Raw genomic sequence first — 22,123 nt, forward strand, 5'->3', positions numbered from 1 at the left:
TGACAAAGCTTGACGTAACGCACCGACTCACCGGTCAATCGTTCGCGCGACAAACATCGCAACCTGCCGCACGGTGTCGGCACGTGCGCTGCTATGCGTCCGCCGCACGCGCTCCCCGCCACGAAGCGGCGACTGAAACGAGCGCCAGCATCACGCCGATCGACGCGAACGGCATGGCCGGATGCAACTCGTACAGCATCGCGCCGACCAGTGGCCCGATCACCATGCTGAGCCCCTGGGCCATCGACATCGCGCCCGCGCATGCAGCCTGCTCGTGCGGCGCCACCCGTGCGCTTGCCAGCGCCGCCACGGCCGGAAACGCCGCGCCCATCCCGCATGCGGCGACAAGATAGCTCGCACACAGCGCCAGCGGCTGGCCGGCCTCGGCCATCAGCACCGACGCGAATCCGGCGCCGCCCACGAGCGCGCCCCAGCGTAGCCACTGTGCCGGTGCAACCGACCGGAAACGCCCGACCAGCGCCTGCGTCACGATCAGCCCGAGGCCCGCGCTGCCGAGCGCATACCCGGTCGCGAGCGGCGCAGCCTGCGCGCTCACGCCCAAGCGGTCGATCACGTAAAACCCAAGTGCGCTGTTCGCGATCATCACGGCGCTGTAAAGCGCCAGCGCGCTGAACCAGGGCAGCCGCAGGCGCGGCTCGGTCGGCTTCAGGCGAAGCGGTGCCTGCCACACCGCCCCCTCGCGGCCGTCGCGCCGGCCGCGCAACCCGGCCAGTCCGGCGAGCGGCAACACCGCGAACACGGCCAACGCAAGCGTCATGTCGTATCCGGCGATCCAGCCCGCCAGCGGCGGCGCGACCACCATCCCGACGGCACCTGCGGCACCGAACCGGGCGATCACCGCCGCGCGTCCCGTCACGGCCGTGCGGTCCGCGATCCACGCGGTCGCGGCGACCGGCAAGCCCGCGTAGCAACCGCCCATTGCCGCACGCGTGGCGAGCAGCGCGACGAAGCCGATCCAGACGGCCGGCACCGCCGTGCCGCCATCGCGCAGCGCCCAGCCGACGTACGCCGTCAGCAGCAGCGAACTCGCGATGAAGCCACCGATCACCGCACGCATGGCCGGCAGCCGGCCGCGCAGATCCGCGACTCGCGCCCAGCGCGGTGCGGCCAGCATCCACACGAGCCCGACGATGCCGATGATCGCGCCGACGTGCAGCGGTTCGAGGTGCATGCGCCGGGCCATCGGGCCGGCGATCGTGACGAACGCGTAGGTTCCCGCGACCATCGCGAAGTTCGCGAGCAGCAGCGGCAACAAAGACGCGCCGGCATCGGCCGGCGGGTTCAGGGTGTCAGCGGAAGGAGTCGACATGATTCGGTCGTATTGAAGAAATGAAGGGGGCCGGCCTGTACCGGCCACGGTCAGCCCGCTCGCGCGAGCAGGCGGTTTCGTGCATGCAGCAACGCATCCGCGGTCGCTTCCCGGCCAATGCACCGATCGGTCACCGGGCAGCCGTAGCGCAGTGCGCCGCCGAGCGGCCGCTCGTCATGACGCGGCTGCGCGAATGCGACCGCCGCGCCGTGCTCGATAGAAACAGTGAGGTGTTTCATGGCCAGGGCTCCGGAAGCCGCCCGCGCATCACACACCGAGCGTCGCGCCGCCGTCCACGCACAGCGTGTGCAACGTCACGTGACGCGATGCGTCGGACAGCAGGAACAGCACGGCTTCGGCGATATCGTCGGGGGCCGCGATGCGGCCGAGCGGAATGCCGTTCCGGTAGGTGCCGAGCGCCCCCGCAATGACCGTTGCCGGGCCTTCGGGACCCTGCCAGAGCTGGCGCTGCATCGGCGTGTCGGTCGATCCCGGCGCGACGATGTTGCAGCGAATGCCGTGCGCGGCCAGTTCGAGGCCGAGGCAACGGGTGAACTGATGAGCCGCCGCCTTCGACGCCGCATAGGCCGCCATCTGCGTGCGCGGCACGAGCGCCGCATTCGACCCGACGGTCACGATGGCGCCTGCCCGGCGCGCGGCCATGAGCGGCGCGACCGCACGCGACAGATGAAACACGCCGTCGGCATTGACCGCGAAGCAATGCGCCCAGTCGTCGTCCGTCAGCGACGACGCGCTTGAAAGCCGCAGCACGCCGGCGACGTTGGCGAGCATGCCGATCGGACCGACGGATGATTCCACCCGTTCGACGGCCGCCTGCACCGCACGCGCGTCGGCAACGTCGACCGCGAACGCGTGCACGCGTCCCGCCGGCGGCGGGCTGTCGGCGATCGTGCGCGCCAGCGCGTCGCCATCCATGTCGAAGGCGGCCACGTCCACACCGTGCGCGGCGAGCAAGCGGACGACCGCGGCACCGATTCCGCGCGCCGCACCGGTCACGACGGCGGTACCCGCCGGGAATGTCAGGTTCGTCGTGCTTCTCATCGATTCGAATTCCGTGATTGAAGATCCTGGCCCGCCTCTACGGCGAGCCGTTCGGTCAGGACAGCGCCGATCGCCGCCATCGGTTCGGGGTCCGACATGCCGTCGTGCGAGCAGTCGAGCGCATGGCAGGTCAGCGTCCCGCGCGGACGATGCGCATGCCAGCTCTCGGGCGTCGGCATGCCCTGCCGCTTGCGGGTCGCGTTGAAGAGCAGCAGTTCGCCGTCGTAGCGCGGCGTGGATGTCGCGCGAAACAGGCGCATCTGCCGCAGCGTCGCGGCGACGAGCGCATCGAGGCCTGCGCCGCCGAGCGCCGCGAACGGGCTGTTCGCGCGAAGCAGGCGTTGACGCAGCACGGTGTCGGACAGGTCGGCCGTATCGAAGTCGCCGTTGACGGTCAGCAGGATCCGCAGCGCGTCGCCACAGGCCGGCATCGGCTGCGCGGTCCATGCCGACGACGGGTAGCTGTCCATCAGCGCGAGTGTGCCGACCGCCGCGCCATCGCGCACCAGCGCCGCCGCGACGCCATAAGCCAGCGCGCCGCCGAGCGACCAGCCCAGCAGGTGATACGGCCCGTCGGGCTGCAATGCCCGTACGCGCCGCACATAGGACCGCACGAGCGCGTCGAAATCGGCCGCGTCGCACGTGTCGTCGACCGATAGCTGCAATCCGTCGATCGTCGCATCGGGCAGATAGGCCGCGAGCCGCAGGTAGCTCCACGCGAGGCCGTCGGCCGGATGGATGCAGATGAGCCGCGGCGCGGCGCCCGGCGCCGACTGGATCGCCAGGTGCGGCGCAAACCCGTTGCGCTCGGTGCGCGGCCGGTACGCCAGCGGCGTACGCAATGCAGCCGTCAGCATCGCGATCGTCGGATACCGGAACAGCATCGAGACGGGCACGTCGCGCCCGAGTTCCGCCGCCAGCCTTGCGCTCGCCTGCATCGCCTGCAGCGACTTGCCGCCGATGTCGAAGAAATTGGCGTCCGGGGTCAGCGCGGCATCGCCGAGCACGTTCCGCCATACGGCCATTACCTGGCGCTCGAGCACGCCGGCGCGCGGATCGTCGGCCCCCTCGTCGCACCGCGCATCGATCCGCTGCAGCGCGCTGCGATCGATCTTGCCGTTCGCATTGCGCGGCAGCCGTTCGAGCACGTGCCAGCGGTCCGGAATCGCCGCTGCCGGCAGCCGCAGCGCCAGTTGCGTGCGCAACGCGGCAGGCTCGGCCGGCCCGGCGACGAATGCCGCGAGCGTCACCGTGCCTGCGCCGCTGCCGGATGCGACGACCGCCGCCTCGCGCACGTCCGGTTCGCGCAGCAGTGCGTCCTCGATCCCGCGCGGATCGATACGCACGCCGCTGATCTTCACTTCGTGATCGATCCGGCCGTCGAAATACAGCCGGCCGTCGCGCAGCGTCGCGAGATCGCCGGTGCGGTACGCACGCTGCCCGCCGCGCGGCAACGTGACGAAGCGTTTCGCCGTCAGCGCTGGATTGCCGGCATACGCGAGCGCCAGCCCGTCGCCGCACAACACCAGTTCTCCGGTGCGCCCCGCGGCGACCGGGTACGCGCGCTCGTCGACGATGCACGCATCGACGCCCGCACGCGGCGTGCCGATCGGCACCGGTTCGCCTTCCTGCCAGACCGCCTGCGGGCCGCCGATGCGCGCTGCGGTCGCGATGATCGTCGCCTCGGTCGGTCCGTAGGTATTGAGCAGCACCGCATCCGGCAGGTGTGCGCGCCAGCGCCGGATCCGCTCCGGCAACGCGGCCTCGCCGCCGATGATCGTCAGGCGCACGCGGTCGAGCCGTCGTGCATGGCGTGCGTCGAGCGCATGCGCGAGCACGTGCCAGTAGGCGGTCGGCAGATCGAGCACGGTAATGCCGCGCCGCTCGACCTCGGCGGTAAACGTATCGACCGAATCGAGCATCGCATCGTCCCGCAGCACGAGCGTCGCGCCATGGCACAGCGTGGCGAAGATCTCCTCGAAGCTCGCGTCGAAATGCAGCGGCGCGAACTGCAGTACGCGATCGCCCGGCCCGATGCAATACAGGTCGCGCGTGCTCGCGACGAACTGGCCGAGCGCGCCGCGTCCGGTCAGCACGCCGTTCGGGAGGCCGGTCGACCCCGACGTATACAGCAGATACGCGGGCAGCGCGTCCGGCACCGGTTCGGCGCCGGCCGGCGCGGGTTGCGTCGTCGGCACGCGCGCCGCATCGAGATCGAGCACCGGGCATGCGCCCGCGCATGCCCGGTGCGAGCCGCGCGTGATGACGATCGCGGGCGCTGCGTCCGCGCACATCGCGGCCGTGCGTTGCGGCGGCCCGTCCGGGTCGAGCGGCACGATGACGGCGCCGAGCTTCAGTACGGCCAGCATCGCCGCGATCACGTCCGGCGCGCGCGGCGCCGCGAGCGCGACGCGCGTCTGCCGTGTCACGCCATGCCGTGCAAGCTCGTCCGCCAGCGCCGCGGTGTCTGCGAGCAACGTGCGATAGTCGACGCGACGCTCGCCGGCTTCGATCGCCGTGTTCGCAGGTGCGTCGCGCCCCGCGCGTTCGATCAGCGCGATCACGTCGTCGTGCGGCCCGGGCAGCGGCGCGCCGCGCATGATCGATGGTGGCGGCAGGTCGTCGATCAGGCTCGCGACCGGCTCGTCGGCCGCACAGGCGGCGAACGTGTCGAGCCACTCCACGAAGCTTTGCGCGTACGCCGCGAGCGTGTCGGCGTCGTACGCGTTCGGATTGGCCTCGAGCGTCAGATGCCACGCGCCGCCACGCACGGCGAGCGTCACGTTCAGGTCCTTCACCGGCCCGCCGCTCACCGCGTGCGTATCGCTCGCCAGCCCGCGAAACGCGACCTGCCGCTCGAACGGCATCACGTTGACGGCCTGGTTGAACAGGAACACGTTGCGCTCGAGCAGGCCCAGATCGCCGCGAATCCAGCCGTACCGGTAGTAGAGATGCGGCCGGATCGCGCGCAGCTGCTCCGAGCAGGCGCACGCGAGATCGCGCGGCGAATGGCCCGTGTCGACATGCACGCGAAACGGCACGATGTTCATCGCCATGCAGGGGACACCGAGGGCCGCCGTGCCGAGCCGGTTCATTACCGGCAACCCAAGCGTCAGGTCGCGCTGCCCGCCCTGTCTTGCCAGCCAGATCCCGGTCGCGCACAACAGCCACGCGTTCCAGTCGACACCCGCGTGCGCCGCGGCGTCCCTGAGCCGGGCCAACCGGGCGCCGTCGACCACGCGCGTGACCCGCGCCGCATCAGAGGCCACGTCCTGCTTCGGCGCGAGTACGAGCGGCGCGGGCATGTCGCGCAGGTATGCGCTCCAGAATGCACGATCGGCTTCGAAGCCGCCGTTCACGCGATAACGCGCCTCGGCTTCGACGACGCGATCCACGCGCCAATCGGGCAGCTCCGGCACGGGAGCATTGCCGACCCGCGCGTTGTAGCGCGCCGCGACGGCTTGCTGCAGCAGCCCGTAGCCAAAGCCGTCCAGCGCGATGTGATGAACCTGCAGATACCACCAGTGCCGCGTCGGCGAGAGCCGCAACAGCATCGTGCGATACAGTGGATCGGACGTGACATCGCAGCACACCGACAGCGCTGCCATCATCCAGTCCCGTGCCGCCTGCTCGGGATCCGCTTGCGTCGACAGGTCCACGAGCGACAACCGCGTGGCCGGTGCGCGGCGACATTGCCAGAGCGTATCGTCGGCCCATGCAAAACGCATGTGCAGCGCATCGGCATGATCGAGCACCGCCTCGACGCTCCCGGTGAGCGCGTCAACGTCGAGTGCGCCGTCAAGTTCGATGATTTCGGCCGTCAGGTAGCCCGGATCGTCGGGATCGACCTGCTGCGCGACCCAGATCCCGTATTGCGCGGATGTCGCGCGTATCGGTTGTTCTTCGAGTTGCATGAATAGAGATATCGCGAATAAGCGTTGAACCGGAATTCAGGCCGTCAGGCGGCCTGCTGCCACGCAATCACGAGCTCGCGATTGCGCGACATCAGCACCAGGTGCTCGTCCATCACGTACTGGATCTGCACGAGTTTGTCGGCCGAATCGGCTTCGCAGCGCAGCCACAGCCGATCGTCGACCCGCTGCATCCGGCAGGTTCCGTACGGGAAGTCGACGGTCGCGCGGTGCTCGTCGAATACGACAGGCACCTTGATCGCGTAGTGCTTGCACAGCTTGAACAGCACTCGATCGGCATGCGCCAGCGTGACTTCCGCCGTGCTGGCAAACGGCGCCGGATGGATGCCGGGCGCGTCATGCACCGTCACGCCGGCACCTGTGCGGTGCGTTGCAGCAGGCGCGCCCATGCTTCGAGCGTCGGCTGTTCGGCGAGTTGGACGAACGTAACGTCGTGGCCATCGGCCCGCCACTGCTCGACGAACGTCATCATGCGGATCGAATCGACGCCGCAATCGACGAGGTTGGCGTCCGCGCGCAACGTCGCGGCCGGAACGCGCAGGCTTCCGGCGACCAGCCGTGCGACGTCGTCGAGCGTCGGCATCGCGAGATCGTCATGGGCCGCGCCGACGAGCATGTCGACCGACACGACGCTGCCGCAGCGCCCCGCGACGTAATCGAGCGCCATCCGATGCTCACGTTCGGAGAAATCCGCGAGCGCATCGCCGACGAAAAACGGCTTGATGTCGCGCATGAACGCATCGCATGCGGTCATCAGGCAGCCGATGTGCGCGTAGATCCCGCAGATCGCGAGCTGGTCGCGCCCCGGTGCACTCAGCCGGGTCTCGAGATCCGAGCGCCGGAAGGCGCTGTAGCGCCACTTGTCGAGCACCGTGTCGCCGGGCGTCGGCGCGACGATCTCGCTGATCGCCGCGCGCGCCGGCTGCGCGGTCAGGCCCGGGCCCCACATGTCGGTCAGGAGCGCACGATCCGCTGGCGCCTGGGTCGCCGGCTGCGCGGTGTAGTAAACCGGCATCCCCGTCGCATGCGCGAAATCGATCAGGCGCCGCACACCGGCAAGCAACGACGGTACCGGCGATGCGCCGCGATCGTAGAAATCGAGAAAATAGTCCTGCATGTCATGCACGAGCAGCGCCGCGCGTCGCGGATCGAACTGCCAGGTCACGCGGTTGGCCGGCAGGTCTGCCGGCATCGGATAGGAAGCGATTTTCGGAATGGCCATGTTGGAATGTGTGGTGAGCGTCGTGAAAATGAACGTTTTCGGCATTACCTGAGCGCCGGACATCAGGCTGGCGCGTCGGCCAGGCAATCAGCGATGCGCTGCCGCAACGCCCGCTTGTCGATCTTGCCCACCGGGGTCTTCGGGAACGCGTCGACGAACTCGATCCGGTCCGGCACCTTGTAGGTCGCAACGCCCTGCTCGCGCACGAACCGCACGAGATCCGCCGCGCTCGGCGCCGCGGATCCGCGAATCACGTACGCGCAGCTGCGCTCGCCGAGATACCGGTCCGGCATCGGCACGAGTGCCGCGTCGGCAACGCCGGGATGCGCCAGCAGCAGATGCTCGATCTCCTCCGCGGGAATCTTCTCGCCGCCCCGATTGATCTGGTCCTTCGCCCGCCCCTCGACGACGAGATAGCCGCCGTCGGTGATCCGCACGCGATCGCCGGTGCGGTAGAAGCCGTCCGCCGTGAACGCGCGTGCGTTGTGTACCGGCGCGTCGTAGTAGCCGCGGATCGTGTACGGGCCGCGCGTCAGCAGGTGGCCGACCTCGCCCGGCCCGACCTGGCGATCGTCGTCGTCGACCACGAGAATCTCGTCGTCCGGCGAGATCGGCCGCCCCTGCGTGGCGATCACGACGTCGCGCGGATCGCCCAACCGCGTGTAGTTGACGAGCCCCTCCGCCATCCCGAATACCTGCTGGAGCTGCGCGCCGAAGCCATCCGCCGCGCGCGCGGCCAGTGCCGGATCGAACCGCGCCCCGCCGACCTGCACGAGTTCGAGACTCGCGGGCGCGCCGCCGCGTCGCGCCGCTGCGTTCAGCCAGACGAGCACGAGCGGCGGCACGAGCGCGACCACGCTTACACGTTCACGCTCGACCAGCTCGAACGCAACGTCGGGGCTGGCGCTATCGCTCAGCACGACCGTGCCGCCCGCGTCGAATACACCGAGCGAGCCCGGCGAGCTGAGCGCGTAGTTGTGCGCAGCCGGCAGCGCAGCGAGATAGACAGTGCGTTCGCTCAGCCCACAGATGCGCGCACTCTCCCGCACGCTGTACAGATAATCGTCGTGCGTGCGCGGAATCAGCTTCGGCGTGCCCGTGCTGCCGCCCGACAACTGCAGGAACGCCACCTCATGCGCGGCCGGCCCGGGCGGCAATGCGATGTCCGGTGCATCGGGCAGATCGAGCCCTGCGTTGCCCGGCGTCGTGAACAGCACGTGCTTCAGCGTCGGCGCGCCGGCCTGTACGTCGCGCGCGAGCGACCGGTAGTCGAAACCGTCGTGCGATTGCGCCGCGATGTAGGCCACCGCACCCACGTGCCGGCAAAAGAAGTCGATCTCGCGACGCCGGTGCGCGGGCAATGCAAAAACCGGCAGCGCGCCGATGCGGAACAGCGCGAACGTCGTCGCAAAGAAGGCCGCGCAGTTCGGCAGTTGCAGCACCACGCGATCGCCTGGCACGATGCCCGCCGCGCTCAGCGCGCGCGCAATGCGTTGCGCCTCGGCCGCGAGCGTCCGGTACGACCAGCGCAGATCGCCCTGCACGAGCGCCGTCCGTTCGCCGAATTGCGCAACGCGCGCATCGAACCAGCGGGCGAACGATTCGCCGCGCCAATAGCCCTTTCTGCGGTACGTGTCGGCCAACGCGGCCGGCCACGACGTGCCGTGCGCGATCGTCATGCCGCCTCCCGGGCGCCGCCCTGTGCCGCGTCGCGGCCAATCCCCAGCGCATCCAGCATCGTCCTGAACTTGGCCGCCGTTTCGGCCCGCTCGCCGTCGGGCGTCGACTCGGCGACGACGCCTGCCCCCGCATAGAGCCGCAGCGTGCGATCGAACGCTTGCGCGCAGCGGATCGTCACGATCCATTCGCCATCGCCGTGCGTATCGACCCAGCCGAGCATCCCCGCGTAGAACCCGCGGTCGAACGGCTCGGCCGCGCGAATACATGCACGGGCCGCGTCACGCGGCGCACCGCAGACCGCGGGAGTCGGATGCAGCGCAAGCGCGAGCGTCAACGCGTCGGCCTGCGTTTCGCCGCGCACTTCGGTGGACAGGTGCCACATCGTTTCGGTATGCATCAGCGACGGGCGCACCGGCACGTCGAGATGCGAGCAGAACGGCGCGAGGCTGTCTCGCACCGCCTCGACGACGACCCGATGCTCGTCGAGATCCTTGGCCGAATCCAGCAGCGCCTCCGCGCGACGGCGATCCTCGACCGGGTCGAGGCTGCGCGGCGCGGAGCCGGCCAGCGGATTCGCGCGCACGACGCCGCCGAAGCGGTTCACGAGCAGTTCCGGGCTCGCACCGAGCAGCGTGCCCCCCGCACCGAGATCCACGGAAAACGTATAGCCGTGCGGGTTGCGTGCCGCGAGACGCGCGACGAGCGGTGCGACGTCGACCGGCTGCTCGCCGTCCACTTCGAGCGTGCGCGCCAGCACGACCTTGTCGAGTTCGCCCGCGCGGATGCGCGCAACCGCATGCGCCACCGCGTCGCCATAGGCGTCGGCCGCTGGCACCTCGCGCGTGGCATAGCGCATTCCGGCCGGATCCGGCACCCGCGGCACGCCGGACGGCGCCGCACGCAGCATCGTGTGCGCCACCCGTAGCGCGGTCGGCGTATCTGCGTCGAACGGCACGGCGCCGACCACCGCTGCGCCGGCATACCCATTCGCCTGCGCACGACGCAGCGCCTCTGCCACACGCGTGACCAGCGGCGTATCCGCATGTGGAATCGCTTCCGCCGGATCGGCCGCAAGCAGCGCATGGGCCGGAGTCACCAGGAACAGCGCCGCGTCGGCACGATAGAGATCCCATATGCTATGGGGTACTAAAAGACTAGAAGGATGGGATATCGCATTCATCTCATTCATCTCCAGATTGAAGGGCCGGCGCGTCGCACCGGCCGTGCCGTCACATTTCGGCCGTGACACTCACCGCGACGCGGCGCCCCTGATCGACCAGCCAGTTCCCGTTCAGGCCGCTCGTGCGCGTGCGATCGTCGATTGGAACCATCTTGTTGGTCAGGTTCAGCACCGCGAAGTTGACGGAGAAACGCTTGTCGATCCGGTAGCGGCCGCCGAGATCGAAGGTGGTCGTCGACGGCCGCTCGCGAACACCCTGCGCGCCGTTGCGGAACGCCGCCCAGTATTCGCTGCCGATGTAGTTCGCCGTCGCGTACAGATCGAGCTTGGCAGTCGGCGTCCAGTCGACCTGCACGTTGAATTTGTGCTTGGGTGTCTTGTCGAGCGGATAGCCGTCGAGCGAGCCGCCATTGAACGCCTTCTCGCCGCCGCCCTCGCGGCGCGACTGGGTCAGCGTGTAGGTGCCCGACACCTTCAGCGTACGCAGCACGCGTGTGCCCGCGCCGAGTTCGAGGCCGTACAGCTTGACCCGGTCAATGTTGTCGTACACGTAGATGTTGCGACCCGGCGAGCGCGGATCGGCCTTGCCCGTGTCGTAGCTGGCCACCTTGTTCTTGAACAGGTTGTTGAAGAGTGTCAGCCCCGCGTACGTGTTGCCCAGGTCGTAGCGCACGCCGAGTTCCTCGGTCAGGCTCGTCTCGGGCTTGAGATCCGGATTGCCGCACAGCGTGCCGGGCATCGCCCCCGCCGCGCCGCCCGACGTCATGCAGTAGCCGCCCGTGCTCTGGCGCAACGACGGCGGCCGGAAGCCCGTCGACACACCACCACGCACCGTCCACGCCTGGCTGAGCTTGTAGACGCCGTAGATGCGCGGGCTCACGTGGCTGCCGTAGCGATCGTCGTGATCGAGCCGCACGCCGGTCGTCAGCGTAAACCGGTCGTTGAAGAAGTAGTCGTTTTCACCGAACAGCGCCCACGCATTGCGCCGGATGCGGTCCGAGTTCGCCGCGTGGCCCTTCGGCACCGCGTCCTGGCGGGCCACGCCCGACAGCGTCGACCAGATATGCTGGCCACCGACCGTCAGGATGTTGCGCTCGCCCCACCACGGCACCTCGGCCTTGCCTTCGAGGATCGTGTCGGTCAGCGCGGGCTTGATCGCCTCGCGGCCGGCCGGCGTCCACTGGTCCTGCACGCCGCGCTCGCCATAGAGCGACAGCGTCGTGTTGCCGAAACCCCAGCGACCGTCGTGCGTGATGCCCCAGTAGTCGCGGACATGGCGCGTTTCGGTCACCGCCGACGCGGCCGTGCGCGGCGTGAGCGGCGCCGCGCTCTTGCCCGGCGTGCTCAGGTAAGTGAGCTGCTCGCGCCCGATGTTCACGCTCACGTCCTGGTTGCGCGTGGGCTTCGCCGCCAGCTTCACGTCGAAGCTGCCGATCCGCTGCCCGTTCGCGCCGCTTGTCCCGCTGTTCGCGTAGAAGATGTCGTCCTCGCCGCGATGCAGGAGCCGGCCGGACGCCTGCAGCCCGAGCACGTCGGATTTCAGCGGGCCGCCGAGCCAGAAGTCGACGCTCTGCGTATCGCCCTGGTTCGATTCGAGCTGCCACACGCTGCCGGCCGTGATCGTGCCGCCCCAGCGCTTCGGCACCTTGCGCGTGATCACGTTGATCACGCCGCCCATCGCATCGGCACCGTACAGCGACGACATCGGCCCGCGCACGACCTCGATCCGCTCGATCGCGGACAGCGGCGGCATCAGGTTCGACTGCACGCCCGAGCTGCCGCGGTTCATCGTTTCACGGGTGTTCTGGCGGCGGCCGTCGACCAGCAGTAACGTGTATTCGCCGGGCATCCCGCGGATCGAGATGTCCTGGTCGTTCGGCGAAGCGCCGACGACGCTCACCCCCTCGACGTTGTTGACGATCTCCGCAACCGACGTGTAGGGCTTCGCTTCGATTTCGTCGCGACCGATTACGGAAATGCTAGCGGGTGCTTCGCGGATCGCCTGCTCGCGACGACTGGCCGTCACGACGATATCCTTCAGCATGATCGGATCCGGCGGATCGCCGGCAACCGCCCGGACCGGGACGGCAGGTGCGCCGGCGGGGCCGGCAGGCTGATCAGGCGTCTGCGCCCACGCGCTCGACACGCCCATCAGGTAAAGGCCGGCAACGACGGCCGGCTTCAATGCGAAGTGTGCAGCTTGACTCGACATGGTGGCGCTTTCGATGTTTCATAATGTGATTGATTCTCATTTGCATTATGAAACATGTAATACGCCGAAATCTTTGCGTAAGCTACAAACTCGTTTGAGTCACGGCGGCTGCCTCGTCAGCGATGGTCGCTGCGGCGCGCGAGCGTCGGCGTGACGCCGAAGCGGCGCTTGTAGGCGGTCGCGAAGTTCGCGGCGCTCGTATAGCCGGCCAGCGCCGCGGCCTGCTTGACGCTCACCGCGTCGCGCTCGAGGGCCAGCCGCGCGCGTTGCAGGTGATGTTCGCGGACGAAGTCGAATACCGTCGTGCCGTAGGCGGCACGGAACTGCCGCTGCATCGCGTTCGCGCTCATGCCGGCATGGCGCGCGATATCGTCGAGCGACAAATCCTGTGCGGCATTGCTCGCCAGGAACGCGCGCAATTCCGCCATCCGGCGGTAGTCGCGCGATCCGAGCGCCGCCTCCGGCATCGGTGCCGCGTCCACCGCCTCCGCCTCCAGCGGCGCAAACGCCTCGGCAAGCAGCTCCAGCACACGGCTTTCCAGGTAAATCGCCTGCAGCATCGGCTGACAGGTCGGCGGCCGCACGATCTGCTCGGCCAGCGCGGTCGCGCGTGGTGTCGGCTGCCAGAAGCTGATCGCGAGGTGCGCGGACAGCATTGCATCCAGCCGCTCCGGCAGCGCACCGCGGCTCGCGGCCTGCAGATGCCCCAGCCACTCGCCCGACATCGCGAGGCTGAGCCGCCGCGCATAGCCACCCTTGCTGAGCCGCCGGCGGAACGTATCCGGCTGCACCGCATTGAGCAGGAACGACTGCATCCGCACCGCGGGCCGCGGCACCGGTGCCCGGTTCGCCCGGCGCGCGTCCGTCGTCAGTAACACGCGCCGGTCGCCGTACGACACGTCGAGCGCGCCTTCGAGCAGCAGCACGAGATGCAGGCCCGGCGTGCACTGCCCCGACATCACTGCGTCGAATTCGTCGGTCGCGTCGTCCGCGTGGATACGCAAGCCCGGACGCACCTCGCGAATCCGCGCGACGTGCGCGTCGTGGCGATGACCGTCGGATTGGAAAGCACCTGGCGTCTGCGCCGTCATGTCGTGATACCCCGTTGAGTGCGTCGGGCGCCGCGCGCCCGCACAAACTATTTCGTCGCTGGATCAAACAACCGGCATCCCACGATGCCCCGCTGCTCGGCTACACTTAAATGAGAATTGTTCTCATTTATATCGTATCGGGAGTCGCGTGAAAAAGACAAGTGGAATGTGGGCCGTGCTCGGCGCATGGCTGTGCAGCGGGTTCGTCGCGCAAGCGGCATGCGCGGACACCACCGTGACCGACCTGGCCGGCCGGCAGGTCCGGATTCCCGCGCGCGTCGAACGCGTGCTGCTCGGCGAAGGGCGCCTGCTGCCCGCGCTGGCGGTCGTCGACGCCGGCGATCCCACCCGCCGCCTCGTCGGCATGATGGGCGATTTCGAACAGCTCGATCCGGCCAGCTACGGGCAATGGCTCGAACGGTTTCCGCGCTTGAAGGACGTGCCGCGCATCGGCCGCTCGCAGGCCGGCAGCTTCAGCGACGAACGCGCGCTCGCACTGCGCCCGCAGGTCGCGATCTTCGGCCTCGGCGGCGGCCACGGCCCCGGTGAGCGCGATCGCGAGACGCTGGCGCGGCTCGAAGCCGCCGGCGTCGCGATCGTTTTCGTCGATTTCCGGCACGACCCGCTCGTCAATACGACGCGCAGCATCGCGCTGCTCGGCCAGGTCCTCGGCACGCCGCAGCGCGCGGCGGATTTCAACGCGTACTGGCAGGCACAATTCGACCTCGTCCGCACGCGGCTGGTGAACGCGCACGCGGTCGCGCCGAGCGTGTTCCTCGAAAGCCGCGTCGGCCTGTCGAGCGACTGCTGCGACACGATGACGGGCATGATGGGGCGCCTGCTCGACGCCGCCGGCGGCAACAACATCGCGAAAGGCCGCGTGCCCGGCGAGCACGGCACGCTGAATCCCGAATACCTGCTCAGCCGCCAGCCCGATTTCTACATCGGCACGGGGATCGGCTCGACCCAGACGCTGCAAAGTGCGCCGCTGCGCATCGCGCTCGGCGCCGGCGTGTCCCGCGAAACCGCCGCCCGTTCGTTCGACCGGTCGCTGCAGCGCCCGCAGATCGCGCCGCTGCGCGCGGTCCGCGAGCGCCGGGCCTATGCGATCTGGCATCACTTCTACAACTCGCCGTTCAACGTCGTCGCGGTGCAGGCTCTGGCCAAATGGCTGCATCCGGCGCTGTTCGCCGACGTTGACCCGCGCCGCACGCTCGACACGATGGTGCGACGCTTCCAGCCGGTTCCGCTACAGGGCGAATACTGGGTACAGGAAGGGTCGTGACATGTCGCTCCCTGCTTCCACAATGCGCCGCTCGCTGCTCGTCGCCGGCCTCGCGGGCCCGCTCGGCGCCCGCGTCGCCCCCGCACTCGCCGCTCGCGCACCGGACTGGCCCGCGCTCGACGCAGCGCCCGCCGTGCAGGTGCCGAACAGCCGCCAGTTCGACGTGACGGTCGGCGGCAAGCCCCGCCGCCTGTTCGTCGCGCTGCCCGCCGAGCGGGCTGTTGCCGTACCCCATCCGGTGCTGATCGTCCTCGACGGCAACGCGCTCTTCCCGCTCGCCGCGCAACTCGTGCGCAACCTGCGCGCGCGCCCCGACGCGACGCCTGATGCGGAGCCCGTCGTGATCGGCATCGGTTACCCGACCGAGGCCGCATACGACATGGCAGCCCGCGCGGACGACTACACGCTCGCGCCGCTGACGGACGGCCACGGTGTCGTCGCGGACCGCCTGCTCGATTTCATCGAGCAGGACGTGCAGCCCTGGCTCGCGCAACAGGTAGCGGTCGACCCGGCGCGCCAGACGCTGTTCGGCCATTCGTACGGTGGCCTGCTGACGCTGTACGCGATGCTGACGCGCCCGCACCTGTTCACGCGGTATGTCGCGGCGAGCCCGTCGATCTGGTGGGGCGACCGCGCGCTGCTGCCCTATGCGGACCGCTTCGCCGCGCAAGCGGCGCCGCTGGCGCCGGCGCTGCGGCTGCTCGTCACAGCCGGTAGCCTCGAAGAAGGCGCACCGAATCCCGACGTCGAGCGCACGCGCCGGCAACAGGCGCGCAAGCAGGTCAGTTCCGCGCGCGACTTCGTCCGGCGCGTCGGTGCCCGCCCTGGGCTCGACGCGACGTTCCGCCTGATCGATGACGAGGATCATGGCGGCGTCGTGGTGCCCAGCGCGATGCTGGCCGCGCGCATCGCGGCCGAAACCGACGCGGGAGATGCCGCATGAGCGCCGCGTCGCCCGCATCGTCGCCTTCGTCCCGTTCGTCCGCTTCGCTGAAGCTGCGCTACCGCGCAATCGCCGCGCGGCGGGTCGGCGCACTGATGTTCCTCGCCTGCGTGCTCGGCACCCTGCTCGTCGTCGACATCGGCACCGGCCCGTCGCCATTCCCGATCGCGGATCTGGTCGCCGGGCTATTCCGGCCGGACGCGCTGCCGCTCGAACAGCGCGTGATCCTCTGGGACGTGCGCCTGCCGTATGCGCTGATGGCCGTGCTCGTCGGCGCGTCGCTCGGCATCGCCGGCGCGGAAATGCAGACCGTGCTGAACAACCCGCTCGCGAGCCCGTTCACGCTCGGCATGTCGGCCGCCGCGAGTGTCGGTGCGTCGCTCGTCGTGATCTCGGGCTGGCACGTCGTGCTCTGGAACGAGAACATCGCGCTATCGCTCGGCGCGTTCTGCTGCGCGAGCCTCGCGACGCTGCTGATCGTCTGGCTCGCGTGGCGCCATGGCGCGACGACCGAAACCGTGGTGCTGTTCGGCATCGGCCTGATGTTCAGTTTCGACGCGCTGCTGTGGCTGCTGCAGTTTCTCGCGGACGCGAACGCGCTCCAGCAGATCGTGTTCTGGAGCATGGGCAGTCTCGCGCGCGCGACGTGGGGCAAGATCGCGCTGCTGTCGTGCGTGCTCGCCGCCTGCACGCTGTGGGCGAGCTTCGACGTCGCATCGCTGACGGCGCTGCGCGCCGGCGACGAACAGGCGCGCAGCATGGGCATCGCCGTCGAGCGGCTGCGACTCGTCGCGCTGGTGCGTATCAGCCTGCTGTCGGCCACCGCGCTGTCGTTCGTCGGCACGATCGGTTTCGTCGGTCTCGTCGGGCCGCACGTCGCACGGCTGCTCGTCGGCGACGAGCATCGCTATTACCTGCCCGGCGCCGCCCTCGCCGGCGCGATCATGCTGGCTGGCGCATCCGTGCTCAGCAAGGCACTGATCCCGGGGGTGACGCTGCCGATCGGGATCATCACCGCGCTGGTCGGCGTGCCGCTGTTCATGATCCTCGTCAGCCGGCGCAGGAGGCTCGATGGATAAGGGCACCCTGTACATCGACGACCTGGTCGCGCGCTATGGCGCGAAGGTCGTGCTCGACCGGTTGTCCCTCGCGCCCGTTACGCCCGGCACGATGGTCGGATTGCTCGGACCAAACGGGGTCGGCAAGTCGACGCTGCTGCGCGCACTCGCCCGGCTCGTTGCCGTGCACGGCAACGCGGCGTTCGGCGGATTAGACCTGCTGCACGGCGCGCGCCGGGAACACACGCGACAGGTCGGCTACCTGCCGCAGACGCTGCCGCAACCGTCGTCGCTGCTCGTGTACGAAGCCGTACGCAGCGCATTGCGCGCGACCTGTCCCGGTTTGTCCGACACGGCACGCGACCTGCGCCTGCAGAACGTGTTCGAGCGCCTGCGGCTGCAAGCGCTCGCGATGTCGCCGCTCGAGCGGCTGTCCGGCGGACAGCGGCAGATGGTCGGACTTGCGCAGGTACTCGTGCGCGACACGCCGCTGCTGCTGCTGGACGAACCGACGAGCGCGCTCGACCTGCGCTGGCAGTTGCTCGCGCTGGAAGCGGTCGGGGACGCGGCACGCAGATACGGTGCGGTCGTGCTCGTCGCGATGCACGACCTGAATCTCGCGTCGCGATTCTGCGACCGGCTCGTGCTGCTGGGCACCAACGGCCTCGTCGCCGACGGCGCACCCGCCGAAGTCCTGACACCGCCGCACCTGCGGCGCGCGTATCGTGTCGACGCCCGGGTCGAACGCACGGCGGCCGGCGATTATGTCGCGCTCGCGGAGCGAGCCATTACGGATGACGCGCGAGAAGCGTGCGACGCTTGAGCGCGGATCGGTCGTCGCGCTGGCGACCGGTCCGGCTTGCGGGCATCAGGCCGCTATGTCGTTCGCGCAGTCGCACCGGACGCCGATAACAATGCGGGCCGGCGCACGCGAAGCGTCATAGAATCGCGCGGCGGGGCCGTCAGGTCCCGACCCGCCGCGACATCGGCAAACGACCGCACGGCCACCGTGCGCGCGGCGGCCCGCTCCTCTTCCCTGCAAGGACGATCGCGTGATGCGCGCATACCGACTTCTGCTGACGGCCGGCGCCACGGCCATGCTTGCCGGCTGGGCTGTGGCTGGCCAGCCGTTGCCCGTCACCGCGGCGTCCGCCCGAAACTGCCCGTCGCCGTCGTTCGACCGCTATCCGGCACCTGCGGCACGCGCGCCGCGCAAGCCGGCCGCCGCACCCCGCCTGACCAGCAAGGAAGCGCGCCTCTACCGCACCGTGATTCGTGACGAATTCACGCAACCGGCCAATTTTGCCGGCCACTACCGTGTCGCGACCTGGGGTTGCGGAACGGATTGCCGGAATTTCGCGATCGTCGACCAGTACACGGGCGCGACGTACACGATGCCCGGCGTGCAGGCCATCGCAGGTGTGATGGGCAACGACGAGGAACGCGTCGATTTCCGGCCCGGCAGTACGCTGCTGATCGTCGCGGGCTGCTTCAACGACGATTGCGACGACAGCAATGCGAAGGCTGCCCGGTTCTTCTACGAGTGGACCGGCACGCGGTTGCGTCGGGTGGGCACCTGCCCGCTGGCCATCGAGCCGATCCAGTAGGCGGCCGATGGATGCGCAAGCCGCCGCCCGCCGCGACTTGCGCTATCGTTGCGCCGATACACCTTGAACCGCGCCCCCACCCGCAATGTCCATTCGCCTCAGTTTCGACGACGGCCCCGGCCCCTCGACGCCCTTCTTGCTCGATGTCCTGCACTCGGCATCGTGCCAGGCGACCTTCTTCCTGCTCGGCCAGAATCTGGCGGGCGCGCTCGACGTCGCGGCGAGCATGGCACGTGAAGGCCATCGGCTCGGCAATCACACGCATTCGCACGCGAAGCCCGGCGCACTGGCGGACGATGCACTGATCGACGAAATCGAGACGACCGACGCGCTGATCCGCGAAGCCTATCGACGCGCCGGCGTTCCGGAGCCGGACACAATCCCGCTGCGCCTGCCTTACGGACTGATGCCGCAGGACCATCGCGCCGGCGTGCTCGCGCGGCTGCAGCGCGAACACACGGGCTGGACCGCGATACTGGACGACTGGCAGCGGCCGGCGCCGTCGCCGCAGGCGCTGTTCGACGCGATGTGCGCGCATGTCGACGCCAGCGCGGCACGACAGCGCGACGTGCTGTTCTGCATGCACGACAGCTCGCGGCACGGCGACGCGCGGCCCAACACGGTCGAAGCGGTGCGCCTGTTCCTGAATCGGCTGCGTTGACGAGGCGGCCGGCTAGCGCCCAGGCGCCGCGCCATCCAGCAACTGCCACCAGCCGCCGAGAAAACCGATGCCGGGCCCCGGCTTCCACAGCCCGCGCTGCGCAGCTTCCAGATGGATCAACGTCTGGTCCGCGCAGAACAGGGCCATCAGCGCATCGCGGCGGTCGTGCATCCAGTCCGGCGCGGCATCGGGACGCGTCGCTGCATAGGCTTGCAGGCCGGCGTCCCAGCGCTGCGCATCGAATACGAAGCGATCGTCCCTGCCCGCATCGCGCGACAGCGCGAACAGCGCAAAGGCCGCTTCGAGCCACTGCGCGCCCTGCCCGACATCGTCGAAATCGAGCACACCGTTCACCGCGTGCTCCACGTACAGCAGGTTGCCCGCGTGATAATCGCCGTGCAGCCAGTGCACCGCCCCCGTCAGCCAGCGCGCGGCAGCGTCGAGATGCGCGCCGATCCGCCCGATCATCGTCTCGTAATGGCCGCTCAAGTCGCCCGGCAACGACGGCGCGGCACGCGCCGCCACGCGTGCGTGGCGCGCCGACAGCCACGCCAGCGGCGCCGATTCGGTCGCGGGGATCGCCGCCAGCGCAGCATGCAGATGCGCGAGCGCCCGCATCGCATCGCTCGCGCCCGCCTCCGCGTCGTCCGGCAGCCCGGGGCTGCCGTCGATATGCTCGAACAGGTGCAGCCAGCTTCCATCGGGAAGCTGCACACCGGGCTGCGCATCCGCGGTCGGGCGCAGCCGCGGCAGCACGGGCAGCATCGGTGCCGTACGCGAGTAGCCGAGATGGCCGAGTATCGCCGCCTCGCGATGCACCTGCTCGACCGGCTTGCCGGACCACGACACGCGCAGCACCGCGCGCCCCGCATCGCACTCGACGAGATACGTTTTGTTAGTATGGCCCGACGCCAGCGCCTGCAAGCGCGCCGGCCCGATGTTCCAGTACCGGTGAAGCCACGGTTCCAGCGTTTTCACGTCACTCCTACTCGTTGCATTGATCATGTCAGAGCGTCCGTCGGCCCGCATGCGGGACATCAACATCGAATGGCTGACGCGCGCTGCCGAATTCGGCCATCTGTTCCAGACGCGCTGGCTCGGCGAGCGCTTCTTCCACCTGCCCGGCGACATGCTCGCGCTCCAGGAACTGATCTGGCGCGAGCGTCCCGACTGCATCGTGCAGACCGGCATCGCGGCGGGCGGCGGCGTCGTATTCTCCGCGTCCATGCTGGAACTGGCGGGCGACAGCGGCCGCGTGGTTGCAATCGAGCCGCGCCTGCGCGACGAGGTCAGGCAGCGCCTGCAATCGCACCGGCTCGCGCACCGCATGACGCTGATCGAAGGTGAATCGTGCGCGGCCGACACCGTTGCATCGGTACGCGCACGGATCGGTGAAGGCGCACGCGTGATGGCGATCCTCGATCTCACACATACGCACGCGCACGTGCTGCGCGAACTCGAATGCTATGCGCCGCTCGTGACGCCCGGCAGCTACGCGATCGTGATGGACACCATCATGGAGTACCTGCCCGCGTCGACGTTCGACGGCAAGCCTTACGGCAAAGGCAACAACCCGGCCACCGCCGCGCGTGAATTCCTCGCTCGCGACGACCGGTTCGAGGTCGACTACGACATCGAGGACCGCGTACTCATGACGCTGTCGCCAGGCGGTTTCCTGAAGCGAGTGCGCTGATCAGGCGCGCTGCCTCGGCCGAACCGTCGCGCGCCGCATAGCTCGCACGAATCCGCGCCGCCTGCTCGCGCAACGGCCCGGGCCGCAGCAGGCGTTCGAGCGCATCGGCAATCTCCGCCACGCCGGCCCGCTGCAGATCCAGCACGCACCCCGCACCAGCCCGCTCGACGAAGTGCGCCGAATGGAACTGGTCGTTGCAGAACGGCGACAGCAGCATCGGCACGCCGCATGCAAGCGACTCCATCACCGAATTCGCGCCGCCATGGCTGACGAACGCGTGTGTGCGCCGCAACAGCGCCAGTTGCGGCACGTAGCGCACCGCGACCACGCGCTCGTCGTCGGCCGGCAGCTCATCCGAATCGACCAGTTCGCCCACCGACAGCACCAGTTGCGCCGACGTCGCGCGCGCCGCGTCGATGACCTTCGCAAACACATCGGGATGGTAGTAAAGCTGGCTGCCGAGCGACATGTAGACGAGCGGGCGATCCGCGTCGAGGCGCTCCCACGGAAACGGCGTCTCGTCGCCACGCGGGCCGGACGGCAGCGCCGGGCCGACCAGTTCGACGCCCGGCGGCGGCGCGCCGACCAGCGCGTCGGTCGTGAACGCGAGCGTCAGGTGCGGCGACAGGATGTCGCAACCGCGAAAACGCGCGTCGAGCCCGTAGCGCGCGAACAGGCGCGTGCGTTCCGGCTCGAGCCAGCGCACCGTGCGCAGCAATTCGGAGTCGAGATCGCCCGGCAGCACCGGATTCAGCGAATTCGACATCGCGACCCACGGCAGCCCTTCCAGCTCCGCGGCAATCGCCGCCGCATAGAGCAGCGGATCGATCACGACCACGTCGGGCCGCCAGTCGCGCAGCACCGCGCGGATGCCGTCCACCTGCGCAGGCGCGAGATCGATCAGCAGCGTGCGGATCCAGTGCCGAAGCCAGTCCGCGTCGCGAATGTTCGCGGCGAAGCTCGCGCCGCGCGACAGGTCGTGGCGCTCGGGCGTCTCGCGCGGCCCGACGAATGTGAAGCCGCCGGCGCCGTCGAGCTGTGCGCTGATGTCGGCCGGCGCATAGAACGCGACGTCGCAGCCGGCGGCGCGCAGATGCTGGGCCGGCCCGATACACGGATTGACGTGCCCTTTCTCGGGCACCACGCAAAACAGGATGCGTTTCATGA

The 22,123-nt window shown here is 69.2% G+C and carries 19 protein-coding genes; 7 read left to right on the plus strand and 12 right to left on the minus strand.

All coding sequences use genetic code 11. From position 1 onward, the window contains the following. Positions 1–91: 91 nt before the first annotated feature. The 10 genes from B7G54_RS11160 to B7G54_RS11205 all read right to left on the minus strand — a co-directional run bounded on the left by B7G54_RS11160 (position 92) and on the right by B7G54_RS11205 (position 13,709). Entirely contained in the window at positions 92–1,330 is a 1,239-nt protein-coding gene (locus tag B7G54_RS11160; protein WP_085039147.1) for an MFS transporter, read from the minus strand. Positions 1,331–1,380: 50 nt separating this feature from the next. Continuing rightward, positions 1,381–1,569, minus strand: coding sequence for a hypothetical protein (locus B7G54_RS11165; RefSeq protein ID WP_085039148.1), 189 nt, complete (start codon positions 1,567–1,569; stop codon positions 1,381–1,383). Between the two features lie 28 nt (positions 1,570–1,597). Beyond that, positions 1,598–2,392 carry a 2,3-dihydro-2,3-dihydroxybenzoate dehydrogenase gene (locus B7G54_RS11170; protein WP_085039149.1) on the minus strand — a complete coding sequence of 265 codons (795 nt, stop codon included), beginning with the start codon at positions 2,390–2,392 and terminating at the stop codon, positions 1,598–1,600. After that, the gene (locus tag B7G54_RS11175; protein ID WP_085039150.1) at positions 2,389–6,306 is read right to left on the minus strand and encodes a non-ribosomal peptide synthetase; all 3,918 of its coding nucleotides are present in this window, start codon (positions 6,304–6,306) and stop codon (positions 2,389–2,391) included. Before B7G54_RS11175 ends, B7G54_RS11170 begins: the two co-directional genes overlap by 4 nt. Positions 6,307–6,350: 44 nt before the next feature. Next, positions 6,351–6,674, minus strand: coding sequence for a DUF2218 domain-containing protein (locus tag B7G54_RS11180; RefSeq protein ID WP_244289323.1), 324 nt, complete (start codon positions 6,672–6,674; stop codon positions 6,351–6,353). Continuing rightward, entirely contained in the window at positions 6,671–7,546 is an 876-nt protein-coding gene (locus tag B7G54_RS11185; RefSeq protein ID WP_165765571.1) for an isochorismatase family protein, read from the minus strand. The genes B7G54_RS11180 and B7G54_RS11185 overlap by 4 nt, the downstream gene beginning before the upstream one ends. A 62-nt stretch (positions 7,547–7,608) precedes the next feature. Then, positions 7,609–9,225, minus strand: coding sequence for a (2,3-dihydroxybenzoyl)adenylate synthase (locus B7G54_RS11190; protein ID WP_085039152.1), 1,617 nt, complete (start codon positions 9,223–9,225; stop codon positions 7,609–7,611). Next, positions 9,222–10,322 carry an isochorismate synthase gene (locus tag B7G54_RS11195; RefSeq protein WP_244289324.1) on the minus strand — a complete coding sequence of 367 codons (1,101 nt, stop codon included), beginning with the start codon at positions 10,320–10,322 and terminating at the stop codon, positions 9,222–9,224. Before B7G54_RS11195 ends, B7G54_RS11190 begins: the two co-directional genes overlap by 4 nt. A gap of 133 nt (positions 10,323–10,455) precedes the next feature. Then, the gene (locus tag B7G54_RS11200; protein ID WP_085039153.1) at positions 10,456–12,618 is read right to left on the minus strand and encodes a TonB-dependent receptor domain-containing protein; all 2,163 of its coding nucleotides are present in this window, start codon (positions 12,616–12,618) and stop codon (positions 10,456–10,458) included. Between the two features lie 116 nt (positions 12,619–12,734). Continuing rightward, positions 12,735–13,709: a helix-turn-helix transcriptional regulator gene (locus B7G54_RS11205; protein ID WP_085039154.1), complete on the minus strand. Its 975-nt coding sequence runs from the start codon at positions 13,707–13,709 to the stop codon at positions 12,735–12,737. Positions 13,710–13,875: 166 nt separating this feature from the next. On the opposite strand from B7G54_RS11205, the gene B7G54_RS11210 reads away from it, so the two are divergent. From B7G54_RS11210 to B7G54_RS11235, 6 genes are all read left to right on the plus strand, one after another. After that, entirely contained in the window at positions 13,876–14,994 is a 1,119-nt protein-coding gene (locus tag B7G54_RS11210; protein WP_085039155.1) for an ABC transporter substrate-binding protein, read from the plus strand. Position 14,995: 1 nt separating this feature from the next. Then, positions 14,996–15,937: an alpha/beta hydrolase gene (locus tag B7G54_RS11215; protein ID WP_085039156.1), complete on the plus strand. Its 942-nt coding sequence runs from the start codon at positions 14,996–14,998 to the stop codon at positions 15,935–15,937. Further along, on the plus strand, positions 15,934–17,016 hold the full coding sequence (locus tag B7G54_RS11220; RefSeq protein WP_085039157.1) for a FecCD family ABC transporter permease: 1,083 nt from the start codon (positions 15,934–15,936) through the stop codon (positions 17,014–17,016). The genes B7G54_RS11215 and B7G54_RS11220 overlap by 4 nt, the downstream gene beginning before the upstream one ends. Further along, positions 17,009–17,818 (plus strand): ABC transporter ATP-binding protein, encoded by an 810-nt coding sequence (locus tag B7G54_RS11225; RefSeq protein ID WP_085039158.1) that lies wholly within the window; start codon positions 17,009–17,011, stop codon positions 17,816–17,818. Before B7G54_RS11220 ends, B7G54_RS11225 begins: the two co-directional genes overlap by 8 nt. A 274-nt stretch (positions 17,819–18,092) precedes the next feature. Then, entirely contained in the window at positions 18,093–18,602 is a 510-nt protein-coding gene (locus B7G54_RS11230) for a hypothetical protein (RefSeq protein WP_106408964.1), read from the plus strand. An 85-nt stretch (positions 18,603–18,687) separates the two neighbouring features. After that, positions 18,688–19,263, plus strand: coding sequence for a polysaccharide deacetylase family protein (locus tag B7G54_RS11235; RefSeq protein ID WP_085039160.1), 576 nt, complete (start codon positions 18,688–18,690; stop codon positions 19,261–19,263). 12 nt (positions 19,264–19,275) lie between these two features. Here B7G54_RS11235 and B7G54_RS11240 read toward each other — a convergent pair whose 3' ends face one another. Further along, positions 19,276–20,241: a phosphotransferase gene (locus B7G54_RS11240; protein ID WP_085039161.1), complete on the minus strand. Its 966-nt coding sequence runs from the start codon at positions 20,239–20,241 to the stop codon at positions 19,276–19,278. A 25-nt stretch (positions 20,242–20,266) separates the two neighbouring features. Between B7G54_RS11240 and B7G54_RS11245 the strand changes: the two genes are divergently transcribed. Continuing rightward, positions 20,267–20,956, plus strand: coding sequence for a cephalosporin hydroxylase family protein (locus tag B7G54_RS11245; protein WP_085039162.1), 690 nt, complete (start codon positions 20,267–20,269; stop codon positions 20,954–20,956). Here the strand turns inward: B7G54_RS11245 and B7G54_RS11250 are convergent. Further along, positions 20,913–22,121: a glycosyltransferase gene (locus B7G54_RS11250; protein ID WP_085039210.1), complete on the minus strand. Its 1,209-nt coding sequence runs from the start codon at positions 22,119–22,121 to the stop codon at positions 20,913–20,915. The two genes, B7G54_RS11245 and B7G54_RS11250, sit on opposite strands and share 44 nt — an antisense overlap. Positions 22,122–22,123 lie beyond the last annotated feature (2 nt).

The organism is Burkholderia puraquae, assembly GCF_002099195.1.
GTDB classification, from domain to species: domain Bacteria; phylum Pseudomonadota; class Gammaproteobacteria; order Burkholderiales; family Burkholderiaceae; genus Burkholderia; species Burkholderia puraquae.

Coding starts and splice junctions, on each gene's coding strand:
- B7G54_RS11160 (WP_085039147.1), bottom strand. CDS start 1,330: ATGTCGACTCCTTCCGCTGACACCCTGAACCCGCCGGCCGATGCCGGC.
- B7G54_RS11165 (WP_085039148.1), bottom strand. CDS start 1,569: ATGAAACACCTCACTGTTTCTATCGAGCACGGCGCGGCGGTCGCATTC.
- B7G54_RS11170 (WP_085039149.1), bottom strand. CDS start 2,392: ATGAGAAGCACGACGAACCTGACATTCCCGGCGGGTACCGCCGTCGTG.
- B7G54_RS11175 (WP_085039150.1), bottom strand. CDS start 6,306: ATGCAACTCGAAGAACAACCGATACGCGCGACATCCGCGCAATACGGG.
- B7G54_RS11185 (WP_165765571.1), bottom strand. CDS start 7,546: ATGGCCATTCCGAAAATCGCTTCCTATCCGATGCCGGCAGACCTGCCG.
- B7G54_RS11190 (WP_085039152.1), bottom strand. CDS start 9,225: ATGACGATCGCGCACGGCACGTCGTGGCCGGCCGCGTTGGCCGACACG.
- B7G54_RS11200 (WP_085039153.1), bottom strand. CDS start 12,618: ATGTCGAGTCAAGCTGCACACTTCGCATTGAAGCCGGCCGTCGTTGCC.
- B7G54_RS11205 (WP_085039154.1), bottom strand. CDS start 13,709: ATGACGGCGCAGACGCCAGGTGCTTTCCAATCCGACGGTCATCGCCAC.
- B7G54_RS11210 (WP_085039155.1), top strand. CDS start 13,876: ATGTGGGCCGTGCTCGGCGCATGGCTGTGCAGCGGGTTCGTCGCGCAA.
- B7G54_RS11215 (WP_085039156.1), top strand. CDS start 14,996: ATGTCGCTCCCTGCTTCCACAATGCGCCGCTCGCTGCTCGTCGCCGGC.
- B7G54_RS11220 (WP_085039157.1), top strand. CDS start 15,934: ATGAGCGCCGCGTCGCCCGCATCGTCGCCTTCGTCCCGTTCGTCCGCT.
- B7G54_RS11225 (WP_085039158.1), top strand. CDS start 17,009: ATGGATAAGGGCACCCTGTACATCGACGACCTGGTCGCGCGCTATGGC.
- B7G54_RS11230 (WP_106408964.1), top strand. CDS start 18,093: ATGCTTGCCGGCTGGGCTGTGGCTGGCCAGCCGTTGCCCGTCACCGCG.
- B7G54_RS11235 (WP_085039160.1), top strand. CDS start 18,688: ATGTCCATTCGCCTCAGTTTCGACGACGGCCCCGGCCCCTCGACGCCC.
- B7G54_RS11245 (WP_085039162.1), top strand. CDS start 20,267: ATGTCAGAGCGTCCGTCGGCCCGCATGCGGGACATCAACATCGAATGG.
- B7G54_RS11250 (WP_085039210.1), bottom strand. CDS start 22,121: ATGAAACGCATCCTGTTTTGCGTGGTGCCCGAGAAAGGGCACGTCAAT.